The organism is Oricola nitratireducens, assembly GCF_014904745.1.
Lineage (GTDB): Bacteria > Pseudomonadota > Alphaproteobacteria > Rhizobiales > Rhizobiaceae > Oricola > Oricola nitratireducens.
Map to the genome: position 1 here is coordinate 31004 of NZ_JACZCS010000024.1, position 21159 is coordinate 52162.

21 protein-coding genes are annotated in these 21159 nt (G+C 62.4%); 9 read left to right on the forward strand and 12 right to left on the reverse strand.

The features are described 5' to 3' along the window. Positions 1-44: 44 nt before the first annotated feature. The 7 genes from IG169_RS12935 (at position 45) to IG169_RS12965 (ending at position 7095) form a co-directional block, all read left to right on the forward strand. Positions 45-1007, forward strand: coding sequence for a sugar ABC transporter substrate-binding protein (locus tag IG169_RS12935; RefSeq protein ID WP_193176633.1), 963 nt, complete (start codon positions 45-47; stop codon positions 1005-1007). 74 nt (positions 1008-1081) lie between these two features. Beyond that, the gene (locus IG169_RS12940) at positions 1082-1879 is read left to right on the forward strand and encodes an SDR family oxidoreductase (RefSeq protein WP_193176634.1); all 798 of its coding nucleotides are present in this window, start codon (positions 1082-1084) and stop codon (positions 1877-1879) included. An 82-nt stretch (positions 1880-1961) separates the two neighbouring features. After that, complete coding sequence (locus IG169_RS12945) at positions 1962-2954, forward strand: ABC transporter permease (RefSeq protein WP_193176635.1); 993 nt, start codon at positions 1962-1964, stop codon at positions 2952-2954. A gap of 13 nt (positions 2955-2967) precedes the next feature. Then, on the forward strand, positions 2968-3990 hold the full coding sequence (locus tag IG169_RS12950) for an ABC transporter permease (protein ID WP_193176636.1): 1023 nt from the start codon (positions 2968-2970) through the stop codon (positions 3988-3990). Next, positions 3987-5498, forward strand: a complete 1512-nt coding sequence (locus tag IG169_RS12955) for a sugar ABC transporter ATP-binding protein (RefSeq protein ID WP_193176637.1) — start codon at positions 3987-3989, stop codon at positions 5496-5498. The genes IG169_RS12950 and IG169_RS12955 overlap by 4 nt, the downstream gene beginning before the upstream one ends. Beyond that, positions 5498-6370 (forward strand): NAD(P)-dependent oxidoreductase, encoded by an 873-nt coding sequence (locus IG169_RS12960; protein ID WP_193176638.1) that lies wholly within the window; start codon positions 5498-5500, stop codon positions 6368-6370. The genes IG169_RS12955 and IG169_RS12960 overlap by 1 nt, the downstream gene beginning before the upstream one ends. Beyond that, positions 6367-7095: a ThuA domain-containing protein gene (locus IG169_RS12965; RefSeq protein WP_193176639.1), complete on the forward strand. Its 729-nt coding sequence runs from the start codon at positions 6367-6369 to the stop codon at positions 7093-7095. Before IG169_RS12960 ends, IG169_RS12965 begins: the two co-directional genes overlap by 4 nt. Before the next feature lie 148 nt (positions 7096-7243). Here IG169_RS12965 and IG169_RS12970 read toward each other — a convergent pair whose 3' ends face one another. From IG169_RS12970 to IG169_RS12990, 5 genes are all read right to left on the reverse strand, one after another. Continuing rightward, entirely contained in the window at positions 7244-7696 is a 453-nt protein-coding gene (locus tag IG169_RS12970; RefSeq protein WP_193176640.1) for a nuclear transport factor 2 family protein, read from the reverse strand. Then, on the reverse strand, positions 7696-9399 hold the full coding sequence (locus tag IG169_RS12975) for a dihydroxy-acid dehydratase (protein ID WP_210325999.1): 1704 nt from the start codon (positions 9397-9399) through the stop codon (positions 7696-7698). The genes IG169_RS12970 and IG169_RS12975 overlap by 1 nt, the downstream gene beginning before the upstream one ends. A gap of 16 nt (positions 9400-9415) precedes the next feature. Then, the gene (locus IG169_RS12980) at positions 9416-10711 is read right to left on the reverse strand and encodes a TRAP transporter large permease (RefSeq protein ID WP_193176642.1); all 1296 of its coding nucleotides are present in this window, start codon (positions 10709-10711) and stop codon (positions 9416-9418) included. Continuing rightward, positions 10704-11192, reverse strand: coding sequence for a TRAP transporter small permease (locus IG169_RS12985; RefSeq protein ID WP_193176643.1), 489 nt, complete (start codon positions 11190-11192; stop codon positions 10704-10706). The genes IG169_RS12980 and IG169_RS12985 overlap by 8 nt, the downstream gene beginning before the upstream one ends. A 116-nt stretch (positions 11193-11308) precedes the next feature. Continuing rightward, entirely contained in the window at positions 11309-12328 is a 1020-nt protein-coding gene (locus tag IG169_RS12990; protein ID WP_193176644.1) for a TRAP transporter substrate-binding protein, read from the reverse strand. 117 nt (positions 12329-12445) lie between these two features. On the opposite strand from IG169_RS12990, the gene IG169_RS12995 reads away from it, so the two are divergent. Together IG169_RS12995 and IG169_RS13000 are read left to right on the forward strand one after the other, a co-directional pair. Next, positions 12446-12739: a hypothetical protein gene (locus IG169_RS12995; protein WP_193176645.1), complete on the forward strand. Its 294-nt coding sequence runs from the start codon at positions 12446-12448 to the stop codon at positions 12737-12739. 16 nt (positions 12740-12755) lie between these two features. Beyond that, positions 12756-13223, forward strand: coding sequence for a DUF3237 domain-containing protein (locus IG169_RS13000; protein WP_193176646.1), 468 nt, complete (start codon positions 12756-12758; stop codon positions 13221-13223). 287 nt (positions 13224-13510) lie between these two features. Here IG169_RS13000 and IG169_RS13005 read toward each other — a convergent pair whose 3' ends face one another. Genes IG169_RS13005 through IG169_RS13035 form a run of 7 tightly spaced genes read right to left on the reverse strand, consistent with a single transcriptional unit; the run spans position 13511 to position 20959 of the window. After that, positions 13511-14041: an NADH-quinone oxidoreductase subunit B family protein gene (locus tag IG169_RS13005; protein ID WP_193176647.1), complete on the reverse strand. Its 531-nt coding sequence runs from the start codon at positions 14039-14041 to the stop codon at positions 13511-13513. A 7-nt stretch (positions 14042-14048) separates the two neighbouring features. Continuing rightward, positions 14049-15563 (reverse strand): hydrogenase large subunit, encoded by a 1515-nt coding sequence (locus IG169_RS13010; RefSeq protein WP_193176648.1) that lies wholly within the window; start codon positions 15561-15563, stop codon positions 14049-14051. A 19-nt stretch (positions 15564-15582) separates the two neighbouring features. Further along, positions 15583-17034 carry a hydrogenase 4 subunit F gene (locus IG169_RS13015; RefSeq protein ID WP_193176649.1) on the reverse strand — a complete coding sequence of 484 codons (1452 nt, stop codon included), beginning with the start codon at positions 17032-17034 and terminating at the stop codon, positions 15583-15585. Then, positions 17031-17696 (reverse strand): hydrogenase-4 component E, encoded by a 666-nt coding sequence (locus IG169_RS13020; RefSeq protein WP_193176650.1) that lies wholly within the window; start codon positions 17694-17696, stop codon positions 17031-17033. Before IG169_RS13020 ends, IG169_RS13015 begins: the two co-directional genes overlap by 4 nt. After that, entirely contained in the window at positions 17696-18652 is a 957-nt protein-coding gene (locus IG169_RS13025; protein WP_193176651.1) for a respiratory chain complex I subunit 1 family protein, read from the reverse strand. The genes IG169_RS13020 and IG169_RS13025 overlap by 1 nt, the downstream gene beginning before the upstream one ends. Next, positions 18643-20661, reverse strand: a complete 2019-nt coding sequence (hyfB, locus tag IG169_RS13030; protein ID WP_193176652.1) for a hydrogenase 4 subunit B — start codon at positions 20659-20661, stop codon at positions 18643-18645. Before hyfB ends, IG169_RS13025 begins: the two co-directional genes overlap by 10 nt. Beyond that, positions 20651-20959 carry a helix-turn-helix domain-containing protein gene (locus IG169_RS13035; protein WP_193176653.1) on the reverse strand — a complete coding sequence of 103 codons (309 nt, stop codon included), beginning with the start codon at positions 20957-20959 and terminating at the stop codon, positions 20651-20653. The genes hyfB and IG169_RS13035 overlap by 11 nt, the downstream gene beginning before the upstream one ends. Positions 20960-21159 lie beyond the last annotated feature (200 nt).

Below are 21159 nucleotides of genomic sequence, written 5' to 3' on the forward strand. Positions count from 1 at the left end.
GATGGGTGCAGCAAGTCGCAAAGTTTATGGGAGGAAAACACTCAATGAAGTTCGCACTCAAAAGACTCATCGCGGGCACCACTGCGCTCGCCGGCGTCGCGTTGGCCGGCACGGCCTTCGCGGAAACGATCACCATCGGCATCACGCAGAACAATGTCGGTGTCGACAGCTATCAGACGACTTACGAAAAGGCCTTTATCGAGGCCGCCAACGCCGATCCCGAGGTTGAGGCCGTCGTGCTGGACGCCGCCGGCGACGTGGCCCGCCAGATCGCGCAGATCCAGGACCTCGTCCAGCAGAAGGTCGACGCCATCATCATCTGGCCGACCAACGGCAAGGCTGTCGTTCCCGCCGTTCGCGCTGCCGACAAGGCGGGCATTCCGGTCGTCATCACCAATTCCAACATCGCGAAAGAAGGCTTCGACTTCATCAAGTCCTTCTCCGGTCCCGACAACATCACGCAGGGATCGCGCGCGGCCGAAATCATGTGCGACAAGTTCAAGGACATGGGTATCGAGAAGACGGCCCAGATCGTGCAGATTTCCGGCCAGCCGGGCTACACCACGGCGATCGAGCGGGCCAAGGGTTTCGAGGACCGCCTTCCGGAGGTCTGCCCGGACGTGAAGCTCATGGAAACCCAGCCTGGCGACTGGAACCGCGAAAAATCACAGCGCGTCATGGAGGCTTTCCTCGTCAAATATGACAAAATCGACGGTGTCTATGCCGGCGACGACAATATGGGCGTGGGCGCCCTGAACGCCGCCAAGGCGGCGGGCCGCGACGGGATCATCTTTGTCGGCGCGACGAACTTCGCCGTTGGCTACGAGGCGATGGCGCGGGGCGAGTACTGGGGTTCGATCTACCAGTCGCCGGTCGATGACGCGAAAAACGCGCTGGCGACCGCCAAGGCCGTCGTCAAGGGCGAGGATGTGCCGTTCCTCAACTATTTCGACACACCGAAGATCACCCAGGACAACATGGACAAGTTTACCAAGCCGGTATTCTGATCCTCCCGCCTGAAGGCGCGGGACTTCGGTTCCGCGCCTTTTTCAGTTGATTTCGTTAGATTTGGGAGGGCGCTATGGGACGGATGTCTGGGCGTTCCTGTATCGTAACCGGTGCTGCGCAGGGTATCGGCAGGGCCATAGGCGAGGCGTTGCTCGACGAGGGCGGAGATGTTTGCTTTGCGGATATCGACGGGCCGGCGGCGGAACGTGCCGCCGCTGAAAACCGCGACAGAGCGGGCGAAGGCGGCGGAAATGTTACCTGGTCCGAGGTCGATGTGACCAAACGCGATCAGGTTCGCGAGATGATCGCGAAGACGGTTTCGGAATTCGGCAAGCTTGACGTCAAGTTCAACAATGCCGGCATCAACAAGCCGATGAACCTGCTGGATGTGACCGAGGAGAACTGGCACGCCATCATGACCGTGAACGGGCTTGGCGTTTTGATCGGCATGCAGGAAGCGGCGAAACAGATGATTGCGCAGGGTACGGGCGGGAAAATCATCAACACCGCATCGATCGCCAGCCGTCAGGGCTTCGACAATGTTGCGCCCTACTGCGCCTCGAAATCGGCCGTCGTTTCACTGACCCAGTCCGGGGCGCGCGACCTTGCCAAGCACAACATCACGGTGACCGGTTTCGCACCCGGCGTTGTGGCGACGGAAATGTGGAGCCAGCTCGACAAGGACCTGATGGAAATCGGCGCGTCTGAACGCGAGGGCCAGGCCATGGCGGAATTCTCCGCCGATATTCTGCGCGGCCGGGTCGCGACGCCAAGGGACATAACCGGCACGACCACATTTCTTGCCGCGAAGGACAGCGACTACATGACCGGCCAGATCGTCATGATTGACGGCGGCATGGTTCTGGTGTGACCGATTGCGCGGAGGCGCGCCGGAGTCCGGAGCGCCAAACGCCTCGCAGCCGCGGCTGTGGGATAGCCAGGGAGGAACGAGCATGGCCGGAATCGCGGACAGAATTGGAGGCGGCGATCTGAAGGGCGTGATTGCCAAGAACGGTATTTTCATCGCCTTCATCGCCTTCATGATCGCGTTCGGATTCGGATCCGACAAATTCCTGACCTTCGACAATCTGGAAAGCGTCGTGCGATCCTCGGCGATGATCGGGGTCATGGCGCTCGGCGTCACGATTGTCGTGATCTCGGGAAATCTCGATCTGTCGGTGGGCTCGATGCTGTCCTTCGGCACCGTCATGGTCGTCGATCTGCACGACAAGATCGGACCCGGTCCGGCGATCATGGTCATGATGGCATGCGTGCTGTTGCTTGGCGCGGTGAACGGCTTCCTGATCGGTTATGTCCGATTGAATTCGCTGATCGTGACGCTCGGGATGCTTTCGGCGATCCAGGGGCTGACCCTGATCTATTCCGGCGGCAAGAATGTCGATGTCGATCCCAGCACCCAGGATATCACGTGGTTCCGCATATTCGGGCGTGGCGAGATCGCCGGCATCGACATGCCGATCATCATCTTTTTCGTCCTGGCGCTGATTATCGGATTCATCGTTGCGTTCACGCCCTACGGCCGCCGGGTCTACGCGGTCGGCGGCAATCCGACGGCCGCGGTGTTCTCCGGCATCCGGCGCAGCCGCGTTGTGTTTTCGACCTATCTCGTCTCGTCCTTCTGCGTCGGGATTGCCTCCGTCATTCTGGGCAGCCGGGTGATGGGATCGCAGAACAATGTCGGCCAGGGTTACGAACTGCTGGTGCTGGCCTCCGTCATCCTTGGCGGGACGTCGCTGCTGGGCGGGTCCGGCAGCATCCTGAAGACCGTGATCGGCGTGCTGATCCTGGGTTTCATCCAGAACGGGCTGCTTCTTCTCGGGTATCCGTATTTCGCCCAGTGGATCGTGACCTGGATCGTCATCATCCTCGCGGTCTGGCTCGACGTCGCGGCCAAGCGCGGCCGGTTGCTGTCACCCATCGCCTGAAGTGGAGGAAAGAATGTCGCAGACATCTGTGGAACACGCTCCCGTGCAAACCGCCAATAGTGCGAAGGGGAACTTCCGATGGCTGGTGCGCCATCCGATCTGGGCTTTCGTGGTGATCGTATTCGTTTTCTTCTCGGTGATGACCGAAAATTTCTTCTCCACCGGGAACCTTGAAAACATTCTGGTGCAGACCTCGACGCTCGGCCTGATCGCACTCGGCATGACGATCGTGATGATCAACGGCAATATCGACCTCTCCGTCGGCGCCGTGGTCGCGCTGGCGGCCAGCCTGACCGTCGACATCATGGGCTGGCCCGTGTTCGAGAGCTGGGGCAACTGGCAGATTCTCCCGGCCGTCCTGGCCGGTCTCGCTTCAGGGGTTGTCCTCGGCGCGTTCAACGGGCTGATCGTCTGGAAGACCGGCGTCGACGCCTTCATCGTCACGCTCGGCGCGATGCTGGGCGTGCGCGGACTGGTGTTCGTCTACACCGGCGAGCAATCCTTTTTCGCGGCGAATTTCGCCTATTCGGATTTCGGCGCCAGCCGTTTCCTCGGACTGCCCACTCTGGCCTGGATCTTTCTGGTCTTTACGCTTCTGGTGCACATTCTGCTGTCGCGCACCGTGCACGGTTCCAACACCTATGCGGTTGGCGACAACCGCGAGGCGGCGGTCAATGCGGGCATACGGGTAGGGCCGCACATGATGATCAATTTCATGATCGTGGGCTTTTTCGCGGCGCTGGCCGGGATCACCTTGTCAACGCAGATGGGCGCGTCGACCCCGAATCTGGGCCGCGACTACGAGCTCTGGGTCATCACCGCGACCGTTCTCGGCGGCACCAAGCTGACCGGCGGTGCCGGAAACATCATCGGCACGTTTGGCGGGGTGCTGGCGATCGGCATCCTGCGCAACGGCATGAACCTGATGCAGGTGCCGGCGTTCTACGTGCTGGTTACGCTCGGCGTGATCCTGATTGCGGTCCTCTTCCTCGACAAGCAGTTGAACCGGAAGGGCGAAGAGGAGTTGCGGATATGAGCGAGGCAAAACCCGTCCTGCGCCTGGAGAGCATCGTCAAGACGTTCCCCGGCGTGCGCGCCCTCGATGGCGTCGATTTTGAAGTGCGCCCCGGCGAGGTTCACGCACTGATGGGCGAGAACGGCGCCGGCAAGTCAACCCTGATGAAGGTGCTCGCCGGCATCTATCACCCCAACGAGGGCCGGATCATGATCGACGACCGGCCGGTCGTCATGGCGAATCCGATCGAAGCCAAGGAAAACGGCGTCATCCTGATCCACCAGGAACTGTCGCTCGCCGAGCAGATGACGGTCGCCGAAAACGTGTTTCTTGGAGAACTGCCGCGTTCCCGCTGGGGCTTTGTCGACCGGAAGGTCCTGGATGAGCGCGTCGGCGCGATCCTCGCAAAACTCAACTGCGATTTCGGTCCGCGCCAACGGGTCGGAGACCTGTCAATCGCGAAGAAACAGATGGTCGAGATTGCCCGTGCGCTGACGCACGAAGCAAAGGTTGTCGTGTTCGACGAGCCGACCGCTTCGCTGACCGATGCGGAGAAGGTCGTTCTTTTCGACGTCATCAACGATCTCAAGGCCGACGGTGTCGGTATCGTCTACATATCGCACAGGATGGAGGAGATCTTCACGATTTCCGACCGCATCACCGTGCTGCGCGACGGGACCTACCGCGGAACACTGATCGCGGCCGAGACGAACGAGGACGAGATCACCCAACTGATGATCGGCCGAAGCCTCGACTATTCACGCAATGTCGAGCACGGCGAACTCGGCGATGTCGCGCTCGAGGTCGATGGTCTTTCCTGCGGAAAGCTCTACCACGACGTCAGTTTTTCCGTTCGCGCCGGCGAGGTTGTCGGCTTCTATGGCCTTGTGGGCGCGGGGCGCACCGAGATCGCCGAAACGCTTTTCGGCCTGCGCGAGCCATCCGCCGGAACCATCCGCCTCGGCGGCCAGAAGATTTCGATCAACTCGCCGGCCGAAGCGATTGCCAACGGTATTTCGCTGGTCCCCGAAAGCCGCAAGGAACAGGGCCTGGTGCTCGGCATGAACTGCCGCGACAACATCACGCTTCCCCAGGTTGACGACATGACGGCGGGTCCCTTCGTCTCAAACGGGGCCGAGATCGCGATCTACGACATGTACCGCGATCGGCTGGACATCAAGGCGCCGAGTTGGCGGAGCCTGGTGGGCAATCTCTCCGGCGGCAACCAGCAGAAAATCGTGATCGGCAAGTGGCTTGCCATGAAGCCGCGCGTTCTGATCGTCGACGAGCCGACGCGGGGCATCGATGTCGGCTCGAAGGCGGAGATCCACAACCTCATCCGCGAACTTGCCCATTCCGGCTACGCCGTGATCGTTATTTCGTCCGAAATGCCTGAAATCCTGCGTGTCTCCGACCGCGTCATTGCGATGTACCAGGGCCGGATCATGCGCGAATTCACCGCCGATGAGGTCAATGAGGACAATCTCGTCCAGGCGATCTCCGGGATCGGGAACGGCAAGGCGGCGTGATGCGTATCGGTTTTACCGGCCTCGGGCGCATGGGAGCGCCGATGGCTACCAATATTGCCGCGGCCGGATTTCCGCTCACCGTGTGGAACCGTAATCGAACCCGCGCTGAAGCCTTCGCGGAAGACACCGCCGCCGCCGTTGCCGACACACCGCGCCTTCTTGCCGAAGCGAGCGATGTCGTCGTCACCATGCTCGCCGACGATGCGGCATCGCAGGAGGTGTATTGCGGAGCGGAAGGACTGTTCTCCGGCAAAGCCGGCGCGACGACTTTCATCGAGATGGGCACGATGAGCCCGGACCACATCGAGGATCTTGCGCGCGCCGCGGGTCAAAACCGTCGGGTCATAGACGCGCCCGTATCGGGATCGACGGGAGCGGCGCAGAACGCGGCGCTAATGATCATGGCCGGTTGCGACGAGACGGTTGCCTTGCCGGTGATGCCGCTCTTCGAAGCGGTCGGACGGAAAACAATCTGCCTCGGTCGAAGGGGCGCCGGCGCAGTGATGAAACTCGCGGTCAACTCGATCATTCACGGCCTGAACCAGACTTTCGCCGAGGCGCTGACGCTTGCGGAGGGAGCGGGGATCGACGCGGCTGCGGCGTTCGACGCGATCGAGGCGTCGGCCGCAGCCGCACCGATGCTTTCCTATCGCCGGCCGCTCTATCTCGACGAGGCGGCGCACGATGTGACCTTCACGGTCGCGCTGGCGCGAAAGGACATGGCGCTCGCCGTCGGGCTTGCCGAGCGCTTCGGGGTCGCCATGCCGCAGGCGCGTCTCAATCTGGAGCGCCTGCTGGATGCGGAAACAAAAGGTTTCGGCGGTCGGGATATGGCGTCGATTGTCAGTTACATGAGAAAGGAAAAACCATGAAGGCAGTCCTGTTTGCCGGCGGCTGGGAAGGACATAGTCCGAAAGACTTCGCCGACTGGGCCGAGGCACTGCTCATCGGAGAAGGTTTCGAGGTCGAGGTTTACGACACGCTGGCTCCGCTTGCGGATCCGGACAGCCTTGCCGATGTCGATCTGATCGTTCCGGTCTGGTCGAGCGCGCGGTCGGCACACCGGCCGGAATTCGGCAACATGACCAAGGACGAGGAGGACGGCCTGCTCAAGCTCGTGGGGGATGGCTGCGGCATTGCCGGCTGGCACGGCCATATGGGGGATGCTTTCCGTGATCGTCCGACCTATCACTTCCTGATCGGAGGCCAGTTCGTGGCACATCCGCCGGGCTGGCCCGACAATCCGGTACCGTCTGACGATTTCGTCGACTACGACGTTACGATCACACGTCCGGGCGACCCCATCGTCAAGGGTATCCGCAGCTTCCGGCTGTTCTCCGAACAATATTACATGCTCACCGATCCCTCCAACGAGGTGCTGGCGACGACGACCTTTTCGGGCGATCACCTGTGGTGGATCGAAGGCACCGTGATCCCGGTCGTCTGGAAAAGGCGCTGGGACAAGGGCAGGGTGTTCTACTGCTCCATCGGCCATCGCCTTGATGACCTGAAGGTACCTCAGGTGACCGAAATCATCCGTCGCGGCATGCTGTGGGCAGGTTATCGTGGCGGAGACGAAGCTACCGCCAGATTTTGATGCAACTCGAAGTAAGGCTCAATGTCAGGAGTTGACGGTGGATTTAAATGTTAATGTAGGAAAAATTCCAGACTGCGCATTTCCCTGTTCGCACTTGAGCGTGTCAGACCAGATCCAAGCATAGGCTTGGCACTCTTTTTGCGAATGCTCATCCATTGCCCGGATCGATCCTGAACACCGCATCAAATCTCTGCAGATTCTCACTCGAACGGCGCATGGGGTCATAATCCGGTTCGGGAAGCGGCGCGACGACATCCCAGTGCTCCGCCATCTGGCCCTGCTCGTTGAACCGGATGAAATCTGCGATCGCATGCGTGGCGATCAGCTTGTGCAGGATCACCATGTCGCCGCTGGCGAATATCTGGACCGGTCGCCATTGCTTGCGGTTCGGGCGTTTGCGCGCGACTTGCAGGATGTAACGGCGCAAGCCCTCGCGGCCCTGCGCGATACCGGGCGTATGCTGGATATAGTCTTCGGCCACCGACCGGTCGATCAGCGTGAGATCGTCGCCGTGCATGCAGTCGCGCATGAATTCCAGCACCGTCTTCTCATTTGCCGTCAGGTCTGCGCGCACCCATGGATCGTAGGGGTTGTGTTCCATCAGTCTATGTCTCCGCTGGTATCGACCGCACCGGAATGGGTGACCGCGCCCCGGTTGGCGCCACCGACGACCGCAGCGTATTTTTCGAGTACGCCGGATAGCCGCCGGTACGCCGGCTCTGGTAATCCGGCGCGGCGTTCGGCGAGAGTTTCGTCGTCCACTTCAAGCGTGATCGCCGCGGCATCGGGCGTCGCGTCGATGGAGATCATGTCGCCGTCGCGGACGAGCGCGATCGGTCCGCCGATTGCCGCCTCCGGACCGGCATAGCCGATACAGAGGCCGCGCGACGCGCCGGAGAATCGCCCATCGGTCAGAAGCGCGACCTTCTCGCCCATGCCCTGACCGTAAATCAGTGCGGTGATGCCAAGCATCTCCTTCATGCCGGGCGATCCTTTCGGACCCTCATGGCGAACCACGATGACGTCTCCCTCCGAGTAAAGGCGGTTTTCGATGGCGCTTTGGCAGGCTGCCTCGCCATCGAACACGCGTGCAGGCCCGCGGTGTCGCAGTTTCTTCAGGCCCGCAACCTTGATCAGCGCGCCGTCGGGGCAGAGATTGCCTTTCAGGACGATTACGCCGCCATTCGGCGCCAACGGGGCGGAAACGGTCCTGACCACCTCGCCGTCCGGCGCCGGCAGGTCAGCGACTTCCTCGGCAAGAGGCCGGCCGGTAAGCGTGAGCGCCGACCCGTCGATATGCCCGCTGCGGATCAGTTCCGCGATGATCACACCCGTTCCGCCGATTTCGTGAATATCGCGGGCGAGATATTTCCCGCCCGGCGACAGATTGCCGATCAGCGGCGTACGGGCGAAAACGCGCGCCGCGTCGTCGAGGTCGAAATCAATACCGGCCTCATGGGCAATTGCGGGTATGTGCAGCGCGGCGTTTGTCGAACCGCCCGTTGCGGCAACGAGCGCACAGGCATTTTCCAGCGCTGTCCTCGTGACGATCTCGCGCGGCAGGGGCGCATCGCCGGCGATCGCCGCCATGACGAGCCTGCCCGCCTGGCGAAGATGCGTCAGACGCTCAGAATAGACGGCCGGAACCATCGACAATCCGACAGGCGCCAGCCCAAGCGCTTCGGAGACCATTGCCATGGTGTTGGCCGTGAACTGACCGGCACACGACCCGGCGGTCGGGATGCTCTTGTTCTGGAGTTCATCCAACTGTTCGCGGGTTGCCGTGCCGGCGATCATTTTTCCGACGGTCTCGAATGCATCGAGAACCGTCACGTCGCGGCCATTCACGCGGCCCGGTATCGCGGCGCCGCCGAAGATGAATGCTCCGGGCGCATTGACACGCAGAATGCCCATCATCAGGCCCGGCAGGTTCTTGTCGCATCCGCCGATTGCGACCACCCCGTCGAAGCAATGCGCGCGCATCGTGGTCTCGACGCTGTCGGCGATTAGTTCACGCGATACGAGCGAGAACCGCATGCCCGGATGTGCCATCGTCAAGCCGTCCGAGACGGAGACCACAGGCGTTTCATGCGGATATCCGCCGGCGCCGTAGATGCCGGTTTTCACCTGCTGCGCCTGATCGCGCAGGTTCATGTTGCATGGACTCATATCGCCGCCGGTATGGACGACAGCGATATGCGGGCGTTCGATTTCCTCTTCAGAAAGGCCCATCCCCTTCAGGAACGCCTTTGAATTCTCCCGCATGAGCGTTGAGTAGATTGTCGGGAATTGCCGCCGCCGCATGGTCATGACCGGCTTCTCATTTCATCGTCGTCGGCAGGAACATCACGATCCAGGGAAACATGATCAGCAGGACAAGCCGGATGATATCCGCTCCGACGAAGGGCAGAACGCCGCGGAAGATCTTCGGCAGGCTGATGTCGCGCGCGATCGAATTGATGACAAACACATTCATGCCGACCGGCGGCGTTATCAGGCCGAGCTCGACGGTCATGACGATGATGACGCCGAACCAGATTGGATCGAAACCCAGTTGGGTAACGACCGGATACACGATCGGCACCAGCAGTATGATCATCGCCATGGCATCGAGGATGCAGCCCATGAAGACGAAGAAGACGAGGATCAATGCCAGCGTGCCATGCGCGCCAAGGTCGAGACTGGTCAGGAACGATGTGATTTTCTGCGGCGTCTGGGTAACGGCCAGAAAATAGCCGAAAAGGATCGCGCCGATCAGGATCGTGTAGATCGCGACCGATGTACGCAGCGCTTCGACAAGGCTTTCCATCAATCGGCGCGCGGTCAGCCTGCCCCGCATTATGCCGATCAGCGCAGTCAGGAAGGAGCCGACGGCCGCCGCCTCGGTTGCGGTGGCGACGCCGAAATAGATGCTGCCGATGATCGCAATGAACAGCAACAGCACCGCCCAAACGCCGCTCAGCGACCGGATCGCTTCGCCGAAATTGAACGGTGTGCCCTCCGGGAGGCTTCGCGCATAGGCGATGCGAACAGTCAGCATGTACATGATGATTGCCAGCAGGCCCGGCAGAATTCCCGCGATAAAGAGCTTGCCAACATCCTGCTCGGTGATGAAGCCGTAAACCGCGAGCACTACGGAGGGCGGGATAAGAATGCCCAGCGTTCCGCCGGCGGCGATCACCCCGGTGGCGATATCGTCGCGATAGCCGACGCGTTTCATTTCCGGCAAGGCGATTTTGGTCATGGTCGCGGCGGTCGCGACGGATGAGCCGCAGATGGCGGCAAATCCCGCACAGGCGCCAATGGTCGACAATGCCATGCCGCCGCGAAAGACCCCGAACCATGCCTGACCGGTCCTGAACAACTCCGCCGACATGCCGGAATTGGTTGCCAGCACGCCCATCAGCACGAAGAACGGGATCAGCGTCAGGTTGAAGTCGGTCACCGTGCGGATCGGCGATTGAGCGAGCAGGTTGAGCGCGGGACCCCAGCCGACAATGGCGGCGAAACCGCCGACGCCGACAAGCCCCATCGCAACGCCGATCGGCACCCGCAGGATCATCATTGCGAACAGGGCGAGAAAACCGAAAAGCGCGATCAGATCGGCGTCACTCATAACCGGCTTTTTCCTCCACGGATCCGTCTCCGGCCGCCACGTCGGCGGAATCGAAATGATCGAGCGATCCGCGTCCGGTCGCAACGAGTATCAGCCGGGCAAGAACCGTGACGATGCTGACGGCCACACCGGCCAGGGTAAGCGCCATGATCCACCAGGCCGGAATGCGAAGATCCATCGTCGCCTCGCCGCTGCGGCTGGCGCTGAGCACCCGGCCCAGCATCTTCCAGGTCAAAAGACAGGTGAAGATCAAAAGGATCGTCCAGGCGAAAGTGTCCACCCAGCGACGCATTTTTGCCGGCAGTATCTCGGCGACAATGTCGACCTTGATGTGAGAGCCGCGAAATCCGACGCTGGCAAAGCCCCACATGATAGCGGCTCCAAGCAGCAACCGCGACAAGTCGAAGGCATCGGGTATGGGAAACGCGAACAGGTACCGGCTGACCGCGGAAATCACGACCAGTATCGTGATAAGCGCCATCAGGACTCCGGCAATCTTTTCGATCGCCAAAGAAAATCGTTCGAGGATGATCTGAAGTTTGAGCAAGGCAGCGGGAGCCGGACGGCCATCGCGGGCCGTCCGGCGTCATCCATTCGTTACTGGAAACGGGCGTTGTGACGATCGAGCGCCGCCACGTAGTCGGCGTAGATCTTGTCGGCGTCATAACCGGCGGCGGTCACATCCTTTTTCCACTGGTCCAGTAGCGGTGCCGCTGCGTCTCGCCACATCTGGACCTGCGCTCCGGTCGGCACGTTCAGCGTATGCTCGCCCGAATCGATCATCTTCTGCCGCCCCGAAGCCTCGTTTTCGGCCCAGCCGGTCGAGAATTTCTTCGACCACTCCGGCGTGCAGTGATCGTCGATAACCTTCTTCAGATCATCCGGCATGCTTTCGTATTTCGCCTTGTTGATCAGCATGATCTGCGCCGAGACATAGAAGGGCATGTCGAGATGCTGCTTCGTCTCGGAATCGATCCCGAAGATATAGATCGAGTTCCAGGGAAAGGTGATCGCATCCGCCGTGCCGTTCGCAATGGCCTCGCGCGCTTCCGGCGCCGGGACCTGGACCGGGCCGCCGCCCAGCATGCTGACGAACCGAGCTATGGTGGCGTTGGCCGGGCGCACGTTCATCCCCTTGATATCGCCGGGCTCCAGCACCGGAGTCTTGGAATGGATCGTGCCCGGATCATGCGGATTGGCCAGACAGAACTTGACGTCCGACATCTCCTTCTTGGCGAGTTCGGCGTACCACTCATGCATTGCCTGTGCGCCTTCGGCGGCGTTGTTCATGTGGAACGGGATTTCGACAAGGCTCATGACCGGGAACCGGCCCGCCTGATAGCCCGGGTTCGTATAGGTGATGTCGGCGATCCCGTCGCGCGCCATATCGTAGTGGTCCGGCGCGGCGCCCAACTGCTGCGCGGGGAATATCTGGATATCGATCCGGCCGCCCGAAGCCTCCTTGATCGACTCGACCCATGGTTCGATACCGAGCTTCTGAATCGGATGCGAAGCCGGCACCCAGTGTGAAAGCCGAAGCGTAACCTCCTGGGCATGGGCTGCGCCGATCGTAAGCGCGAATGCCGCAACGCCTGCGATAAGATTTCCTAGTTTCATGATTTCCTCCCTTTAATCCGAGCCAGAACCATCCGCCGGACCGAACGCAGCAATCGGGCAAAACGCCAAATCCACCAATCCGCCGCGGATAGAACCCTCCCAAAGGTCAATTAGCCATTGTCTCGACTAATTTGTCCATCGTCCACGGCCCAATTTCGTAAATTTGTTAACTACCTTGCCTGGCCCGGCTTGTTTCATCCAGATGCTCGCGGCAACGATCCCGAACCCGCTGAATATGGGGCATGCCGGGAGCCGGACGAAGGGAAGCCATTGCCGTCGGATGATTGCGACGGCATCATCCGGCCGATGGCGAAAGCCATCCTTGCTTTCGCGCCTTACCGTGTGTTTGCTCTCGATGCGATTGCTCCGGTTCGCAATTCACTGCACGCCACGATCACCGGGCAAGTCTGAGGAGGGACTCCAGGAAATGGCCAAACCGCTGGTGCCGAAACTCGACCATGTCTGCGACCTGACAGTCGAACTCGATCCGATCCGCGAAATGGGCGCCGGGCGTGCCGGCAAACGCAGGATCATTCCGATCATTGGCGGGACCGTGAGGGGTGAGCGAATAAACGGTCGCATCCTCGATCTCGGCGCCGATTGGCAGACGATTTTCGAGGACGGGCTCGCGGAACTCGATACACGCTACGCGATTGAAACCGACGATGGAGCGACGATCGAGATCATCAACTACGGCTACCGGCACGGCCCGCCAGACGTCATCGCAGGCCTGGCGCGCGGTGACGACGTTCCGCCGGACGCTTACTATATGCGCACCCACGCAAGGCTGGAGACGGGCGACCCCAAATATGACTGGGTGAACCGAACGCTTTTTGTCGGCTCCGGAGCGCGGTTTGCCGACAAGGTGATCGTTTCCCTGTTCTCACTTCTCTAGCGGGGATCAATTTCGCAACTCGTCTGTTTCGGTTGCCTGGAGCCCGGCGGGGTAGTGGGTGATGAATGGCGACCGCTCAAGCCATGTCTGCTTTGGATCAGAAATGTCCGATGCGGTTGCTTGATGACACGGAAAGGATTCGAAGTCGCAATTCGGCAAGATCTGACAAAAGTCATGGCTCCGCATCGCGAAGCTTTGCCTGTCGCTCACGGCGGTCGGGGTCAGATCGAATAAAGCTTCTCCGGCTCACCCCAATCTTCCGACCTGATCGTCGGGTTCCAGCTTCTTCAGGACCGGGCTGGCCGGTTCGTCTCGTCCAGCAGGGCGAGCAGTCCGGCCAATATGTCGGACGGGGAAGGCGGACAGCCGGGGATGTGGAGATCGACCGGGATGACGGCGGATACGCCGCCCGCCACCGCATAGCTGCCGGCGAAACATCCGCCGTCGAGCCCGCAGTCGCCGACGGCGACGACCCATTTCGGCCCAGGCGTCGCGTCATAGGTCCGCTTCAGCGCCTCGGCCATGTTCTTCGTGACGGGGCCGGTAACCAGCAGCATGTCGGCGTGGCGGGGCGACGCGACGAAACGGATGCCGAAGCGTTCGACATCGTAAAAAGCGTTATTGAGCGCGTGGATTTCCAGTTCGCAGCCGTTGCAGGACCCGGCGTCGACCTCGCGGATCGACAGGCTGCGGCCGAGGCTCCGACGCGCCTGTTTGCCGAGCGTCTTTGCCAGTTCCTCCACGGCGGCATCCGCCGGCGAGGGCGGCGCTTCGGTCAGCGTCGGTTTGATCAGGCTTTCGAACAGGAGCTTGCGCATCGCGGACCTACAGATCGTGACCGGAATAGGAACAGTTGAACGACTTGTTGCAAAGCGGGAAGTCGGCAACGATGTTGCCCTCGATCACCGCTTCGAGCAGCGGCCACTGGAACCATGACGGATCGCGCAGATGGCAGCGCCCGACGTGTCCGTCCTCGTCGATCCGCAGCCAGGCGAGCACGTCGCCGCGAAATCCCTCGACAAGCGCCATGCCCTCTCGCGGTCCGGAGGGTTTGCCCGGTTCCGCGAGGATCGGGCCCGCCGGCATGCGATCGAGGATTTGTTCGACCAGCGACAGGGTCTGCTCGACTTCGCGGATGCGGATCCACACGCGGGCGTCGACGTCTCCGGCCATGAGGACGGGCACCTCGAAGGAAAGCGTGTCGTATGGCGCATAGGCACATGCGCGCCGGGCGTCGAAAGCGCGGCCCGACGCCCTGCCGACGAAACCGCCGGCGCCGAAGCGCCGGGCAAGGGCAGGGGAAAGACTGCCGGTCGTGACGGTGCGGTCCTGCAGCGAGGCCGTATTGTCGTAGAGTTCGACCAGTGCCGGAAAACGCCGCCGGATTTCGCCGAGCATCAGGCCAATGGTGTCGATACCCTCGTCGTCGAGATCTGTCGTGACGCCGCCCGGAACGATGCGGTCGCGCATCAGTCTGTGGCCGAAGGCGGCTTCGGAAGCGCGCAGGACGCGCTCACGCAGCACGCCGCAATGCGCGAGCATGAGCGCGAAGGCCGCATCGTTGCAGATCGCGCCGATGTCACCCAGATGGTTGGCGAGGCGCTCTATCTCGGCCATCAGCGCGCGCAGCCAGACCGCGCGCGGCGGCGCTTCCACCCGCAATGCGTCCTCGACGGCCCGCGCGAAGGCGAGGGAATAAGCGACGGTGCTGTCGCCGGAGGTTCTGGCGGCGAGACTGGCGGCCCGATCGAGGCTCGCGCCGGCCATCAGCCCTTCGATCCCCTTGTGGGTGTAGCCCAGCCGCTCCTCGAGGCGGACCACCGTTTCGCCATTGGCCGTGAAGCGGAAATGGCCCGGCTCGATAATGCCGGCATGGACCGGACCGACGGGGATCTGGTGCAGGCCTTCGCCCTCGGCGGCGAGAAATTCGTAGGCGGCACCATCGGCCGGTTCCGCCGCTGCTTCGCCGAGCGGGTGGCGGAGGTCCCAGCGGCCATGGTCGAACCACGGTCGCGGGTCGGGGCAATCGCGCGGCGTCAGGCCGAACAGGTCCCGCGCCGCCCGTTCCAGCCGCTGCGCCGGCGCATGGTGCTTGCCGATAGACGGATAGGTGCCGTCCGGACAGGCAAGCGCGAGGACTACGACGTCGTTCGTCGCCTCGTCGAGAAGCGCCATGCGGATCGTTCCCCGATCGCCCCAAAGGCCGAGCAGGACGGCGGTTTCGCCGTCGAGAGCTTCGGCCGTTTCGGTCCACTCGGATTCGTCGATCGCGTGGTGCTGCCAGCCGCCGTGCGGTTCCGCCTCGCGGTCCTTCAGAATGTCTTGCCAAAACGCTGCCATGATCGACGCTCCCGTTCCCTCAGCCCAGAATGCCGGCGATGTTCTGGAACCATCCTACCAAAGCGGAGGGCAAGTACAGGCCCGCGCCGAAGACCAGCGCCAGATGCGCATACATCGGTAGATAGGATGCCTGGACGGGTGCGGTGTTGCCGGTCGGCTCGCCGAACGCGATGCTCGTCAAGCGCATCAACAGAGCGCCGAATGCGACCAGCAGGCCGAAGACGAGCGGAATGGCGAGCAGCGGATGGACGGCGAATGTCGAACTGACGATCAGGAACTCGCTCATGAAAATGCCGAGCGGAGGCATGCCGGCAATCGCGATCACCCCGATCAGCAGGCCCCAGCCGAGGCCGGGATGGGTTTCGGTCAGTCCGCGAATTTCCGAGAGCTTCTGGGTGCCCTTGATCTGCGCGACATGGCCGACGGCATAGAAGATCGCCGACTTGGTCAGGCTGTGCATCACCATGTGGAGAAGGCCGGCGAAATTCGCCAACGGCCCGCCGAGGCCAAATGCGAAGACGATGATGCCCATGTGCTCGATGGAGGAATAGGCAAACAGGCGTTTGATATCGCGGCGGCGATACAGCATGAAGGCGGCGAAGATCAGCGAGGTGAGGCCCATGGTCATCATCAGCGGTCCGGGCCCGATGGCTTCGGGATTGGCCGCGAGCAGGATCTTGAAACGCAGGACGGCGTAGAGGGCGACATTCAGCAGCAGTCCGGAAAGCACGGCCGAGATCGGCGTCGGGCCCTCGGCATGGGCGTCGGGAAGCCAGGCGTGCAGTGGCGCGAGGCCGACCTTGGTGCCGTAGCCGAGGATGAGGAAGATGAAGGCCAGATTGAGCAGGGCGGGGTCGAATGCCGCGGCATGCTCGACGAGGAGCGTCCAGACCATCGCGTCATGGCCCTCGCCGATGAAGGGGCGCGCGGCCAGATAGACGAGAATCGTGCCGAACAGGGCGAAGGCGATACCGACGCTGCCGAGCAGGAAATATTTCCATGCCGCCTCGAGCGCCTCATGCGTGCGGTAGATGCCGACCATCAGCACGGTGGTCAGTGTCGCCAGTTCCACCGCCACCCACATCAGACCGATATTGTTGGCGACGAAAGCCAGGTTCATGCCGAACATCATCACCTGGTACATCGCGTGGTAGAAACGCAGGTTCGCCGATGTCAGCCGGCCGGTTTCCAGTTCGTGGGCGATGTAGCTGGCGGAAAACAGGCTGGCGGTGAAGCCGACGAAGGTGTTGAGGACGATGAACACGATGTTGAGATCGTCGACGAACAGATACTGGCCCGTTTCCGGCCGGTCCGTCACGAAGAGCGATGCGGCGGCGAGGAATGTCAGGAAGCTGGCGAGCACGTTGATGCGCGCGGCCGCGCGATAGCCGGGCAGCGCGGCGAGAACCGCGGCGGCGACAATCGGAATGACGAGGACTGCGGTTACCGCTTCGAAGGGCAGCGCGATCATTGGCGCTCTCCGCGGAATTCGTCGAGCGCACCGACATCGACGGTGTCGAATCGCTCGCGGATTCGGAACAGGAAGATGCCGATGACGATGAATGCGATCACGACCGAGAAGGCGACGCTGATCTCGACGACCAGCGGCATGCCACGCGCGCCGGTGGCTGCGAGGATGAGGCCGTTTTCCAGCGCCATGAAGCCGATCACCTGGCTGACGGCGTTGCGGCGCGTGACCATGACGAGAAGGCCGAGAAGCAGCACCGAAAGGGCGAAGGCGAGATCCTCGCGCGCCAGCGGGTCGGCATCGGGTGTTATGCGCAGGATCACGACCATCGACAGCGCGACAAGGCCCATGCCGGCGAGCATGGTCGGGCCGATGCCGACGACCGTTTCGATGTCGCGATGGATGCCGAGCCTTTTCACGATGCGGTGGAGCGCGACCGGAATGACGATCGCCTTGAAGCCGAGCGCGATCGCCGCTGTGACGAAGAGATGCGGCGCGTGCTGGACAAGCGCCTGCCATGCGACGGAAAGCGAGAGAACGAGGGCGTGCAGCGCGTAGGTGTTGATCAGGGCGTAGAGCCGGTCCTGATAGAGCATCATGAAGCTGACCAGGACGAGCCCGCCGGCCAGGAGATGCGCGATGTCGAATGAGAGGTTGCCGTACATCACAGACTCCTCGAAACGAAAAGCAGCAGCGTGCCGAGAAGGCCGAGCATGAGCGCCGCGCCGAGAAAGTCCGGCACCCGGAACACCCGCATCTTGGCAATAGCGGTCTCGAACAGAGCAAGACAGAAAGCGCCGATGCCGATCTTGGCGAGGTAGGCGGCGGCGCCGAGCGCGAAGCGCGCCGGGCCTTCGCCGGGGGCGGCGATGCCCCACGGTATGAAAATGCAAGCGATCAAAGACAGATAGAGCAAGAGCTTGAGGGATGCCGCGAACTCGATCATCGCCAGGTGGCGTCCGGAATATTCGAGGATCATCGCCTCGTGCACCATGGTGAGCTCCAGATGCGTTGCGGGATTGTCGACGGGAATGCGGCCGTTTTCGGCGACCGCGACCATGATCAGCGCGACCAGCGCCATGCCGAGCGAGACGCGCAATCCCACCTCGGGCGAACTCATCAGCGCGGCGACCGTCGACAGCTGCGTCGAGCCGGCGACGAGCGCCAGGGTGAAGACGGTGAGAAGCATCGCCGGTTCGGCGAGCGAGGCGATCAGCATCTCGCGGCTCGATCCGATGCCGCCGAAACTGGTGCCGACATCCATCCCGGCTAGCGCCAGGAAGAATCGCCCGAAGCCGAGCAGCGCGATGATGGCGATCAGGTCGGCCGTCCAGCTGAATACGAGCCCGCCGGCAAAGGTCGGAACCAGCGCGGCGGCGACCCATGTGGATGCAAAGATGAGGTAAGGCGCGACCCGGAACAGCCACGACGCGTTTTCGGCGAGTACCGCTTCCTTGCGCAACAGGCGGGCGAGATCGCGATAGGGCTGGATCACGGAGGGGCCCTGCCGGCGCAACAGGCGCGCCTTGATCTTGCGCACGAAACCCGTGAGCAGCGGCGCAAGCAGCAGAACCACGGCCATCTGCATTCCCTGCACAAAGAGATCGCGGATCAGGTCCATAGGGCGAGCACCAGCAGAAGGGCGACAAGCGCGAGGAAGACGAGGCTCAGATATTGCCGGATGGTCAGGAATTGCAGGCGGTTGAGCCGGATGGCGGCAAAGCCGATCCCCCGGGCAATCGGCGTGTAGATCCAGTCCCAGGCGAGATCGCGTGTCTCGACGGTCAGCCGTGCGGCGCGCATGTCGCCCGGCGGCGGCATGTCCACCGTCTCGCGGGCGTGGAAGACCAGCGTTCCGAAGACGCGGCGGATCGGCTGCGCGAAGCTGCCGGCGGTATATTGCGTTTGTGGCCGCGCGTCGGGGAAACCGCAGTCCCATGCCGCGCTGCGCCGGACATCGCGCGAGGCCAGGCGATGGACTAGGAGGGCCGCTCCCCATGCCGAGACCGCGATGAAGACGAAGACGAGCAGGCCGTTATAGGAACTGCGCGATTCCGCGATCGGCGCGATCGACAGCCACGGAGCGTTCGATTGCGGCGGGATGCTGCCGCCGACGAGGGCCTGCGTGATCGGAGAAAGCGCGTCGATGACGAAACCGGGCAGGATCCCGGCGGCAAGGCACAGGGCGGCAAGGATGAACATCGCCGACAGGGAAAACCGGTCGACTTCGTGCGCCTGATCGGCGGCCGGAGACCGCGACCGGCCGAGGAAGGTGATGCCGAAGGCCCTGACGAAGCAGGAGGCGGCAAGCGCGGCGGAAAACGCGAGCAGGCCGCCGACGGCCGGAACGATGATCTTCAGGCCCCATTCGGGCAGGTCGGGGCTTTGCAGTACCGCCTGGAAGGTCAGCCATTCCGACACGAAACCGTTCAGCGGCGGCAGGGCCGAAATCGCCACGCATCCGACGAGGAAGGCGAAGCTGGTCCAGGGCATGCGGTGGATCAGGCCGCCGAGCTTTTCCATGTCGCGCTGGCCGGTGGCGGTGATGACGGCACCGGCGCCGAAAAACAGCAGGCTCTTGAACAGCGAGTGATTGACGATGTGGAAGAGCGCGGCGGTGAAGGCGAGGGCTGCGGCCCAGCCCATCGCGTTCGACCGGAAGGCCAGCGCGAGGCCGAGACTGACGAAGATGACGCCAATATTCTCGATCGTCGAACAGGCCAGCAGGCGCTTCAGATCCGTCTCCATCAGTGCGTAGAGAATGCCGAGCACCGCCGTCGCGCCGCCGAGCATGATCAACACGGCGCTCGACCACCAGGCCGGTTCGCCGAGCAGGTCGAACACCACGCGGATGAATCCGTAGATCGCCACCTTGGTCATGACGCCGCTCATCAGCGCCGAGACGTGGCTTGGCGCGGCCGGGTGGGCGAGCGGCAGCCAGACATGCAGCGGCACGAGCCCTGCCTTCGATCCCGCGCCGAACAGCATCAGGATGAAAACGATCGCGACGGTGAGCGGCGCATGCGTCATTTCGCGGATGGTGTCGAAGGCATAGCCGCCCGTCGGTCCGGCCATGAGCCCGAAGGCAAGCAGCAGCGAGAGCGTTCCGAAACTTGCCATGACGAGATAGACGAAGCCGGCGCGCCGGCTGTCCTCGGAGCGATGGTTGGAGACGACCAGCGCCCATGAGGCGAGCGACATGAACTCCCAGGACAGAAGGAAGGTGAAGGCGTCGTCGGCGAGGACGACGAGGTTCATGCCGGCGAGAAAGGCGGCGAAAAACGGCAGGACGCGGTGCGGCGCGTCCTCGTGCCGGCCATAGCCAATGCCGTACAGGCTGGCGATGGCGCCGCCGAAATTCACGATCAGCAGGAACAACGCTGAAAGCGCGTCGAGACGGAAGCCCGCGCCGATCCATGGCAGCCCGAGGGGCAGCCTAACCATGGAAATCTCACCGGGCGCCGAAACGAGGTGGGCCATGAGCATGACAACCGCCACGACCGAGATGCCGAGCGTCGCACCATAGACCAGCCGGCTGGCCGAGGCCGACCGGCCCAAGGCAACGGCAACGACGGCCGTGGCGAGCAGCGCCGCGACGGCCCACAGGAAGAGCGAGACATCAATCGTCACAGCGTCCTTCCCCTTCAGCCCGATCGCTCCCGGAGATCTTCGCGGGGTCCATGTCCGGCTTCAGGCGCACTCCGCGCCCGCCGGTGTTGCTCACCGCGCCTTCGGCGATCAGCTCGATGCCGGCCGAATCGAGCGCGGCGATCAGCTTCATCAGCGAATCGACATTTCCGCGTATGACAGCCTCGCTCGCCTCCATGCGCTGAATTGTCGGAACCGACAGGCCGGCCAGTTCCGCAAGCGTTTTCTGGTCGATACCGAGAAGCGCCCTCGCGGCGCGTAGCTGTGCAGCAGTGATCAAGGAATCGCCCGAACCGTTTTGATATCTGACTATTAACGGTATCAATATGCTTTCAAGTGTAAATTAGTCAATAAGTGATGTTTGAGATATCATTATTGATGGCCGGTGTATGGGCGGGCGAAAACTGACGGGGCGGGCGCGCAATTGGCGTCCACCGGCCATTCGCCGCTCGGCCCGTCCGCCTGTTTCCATTTGACGCC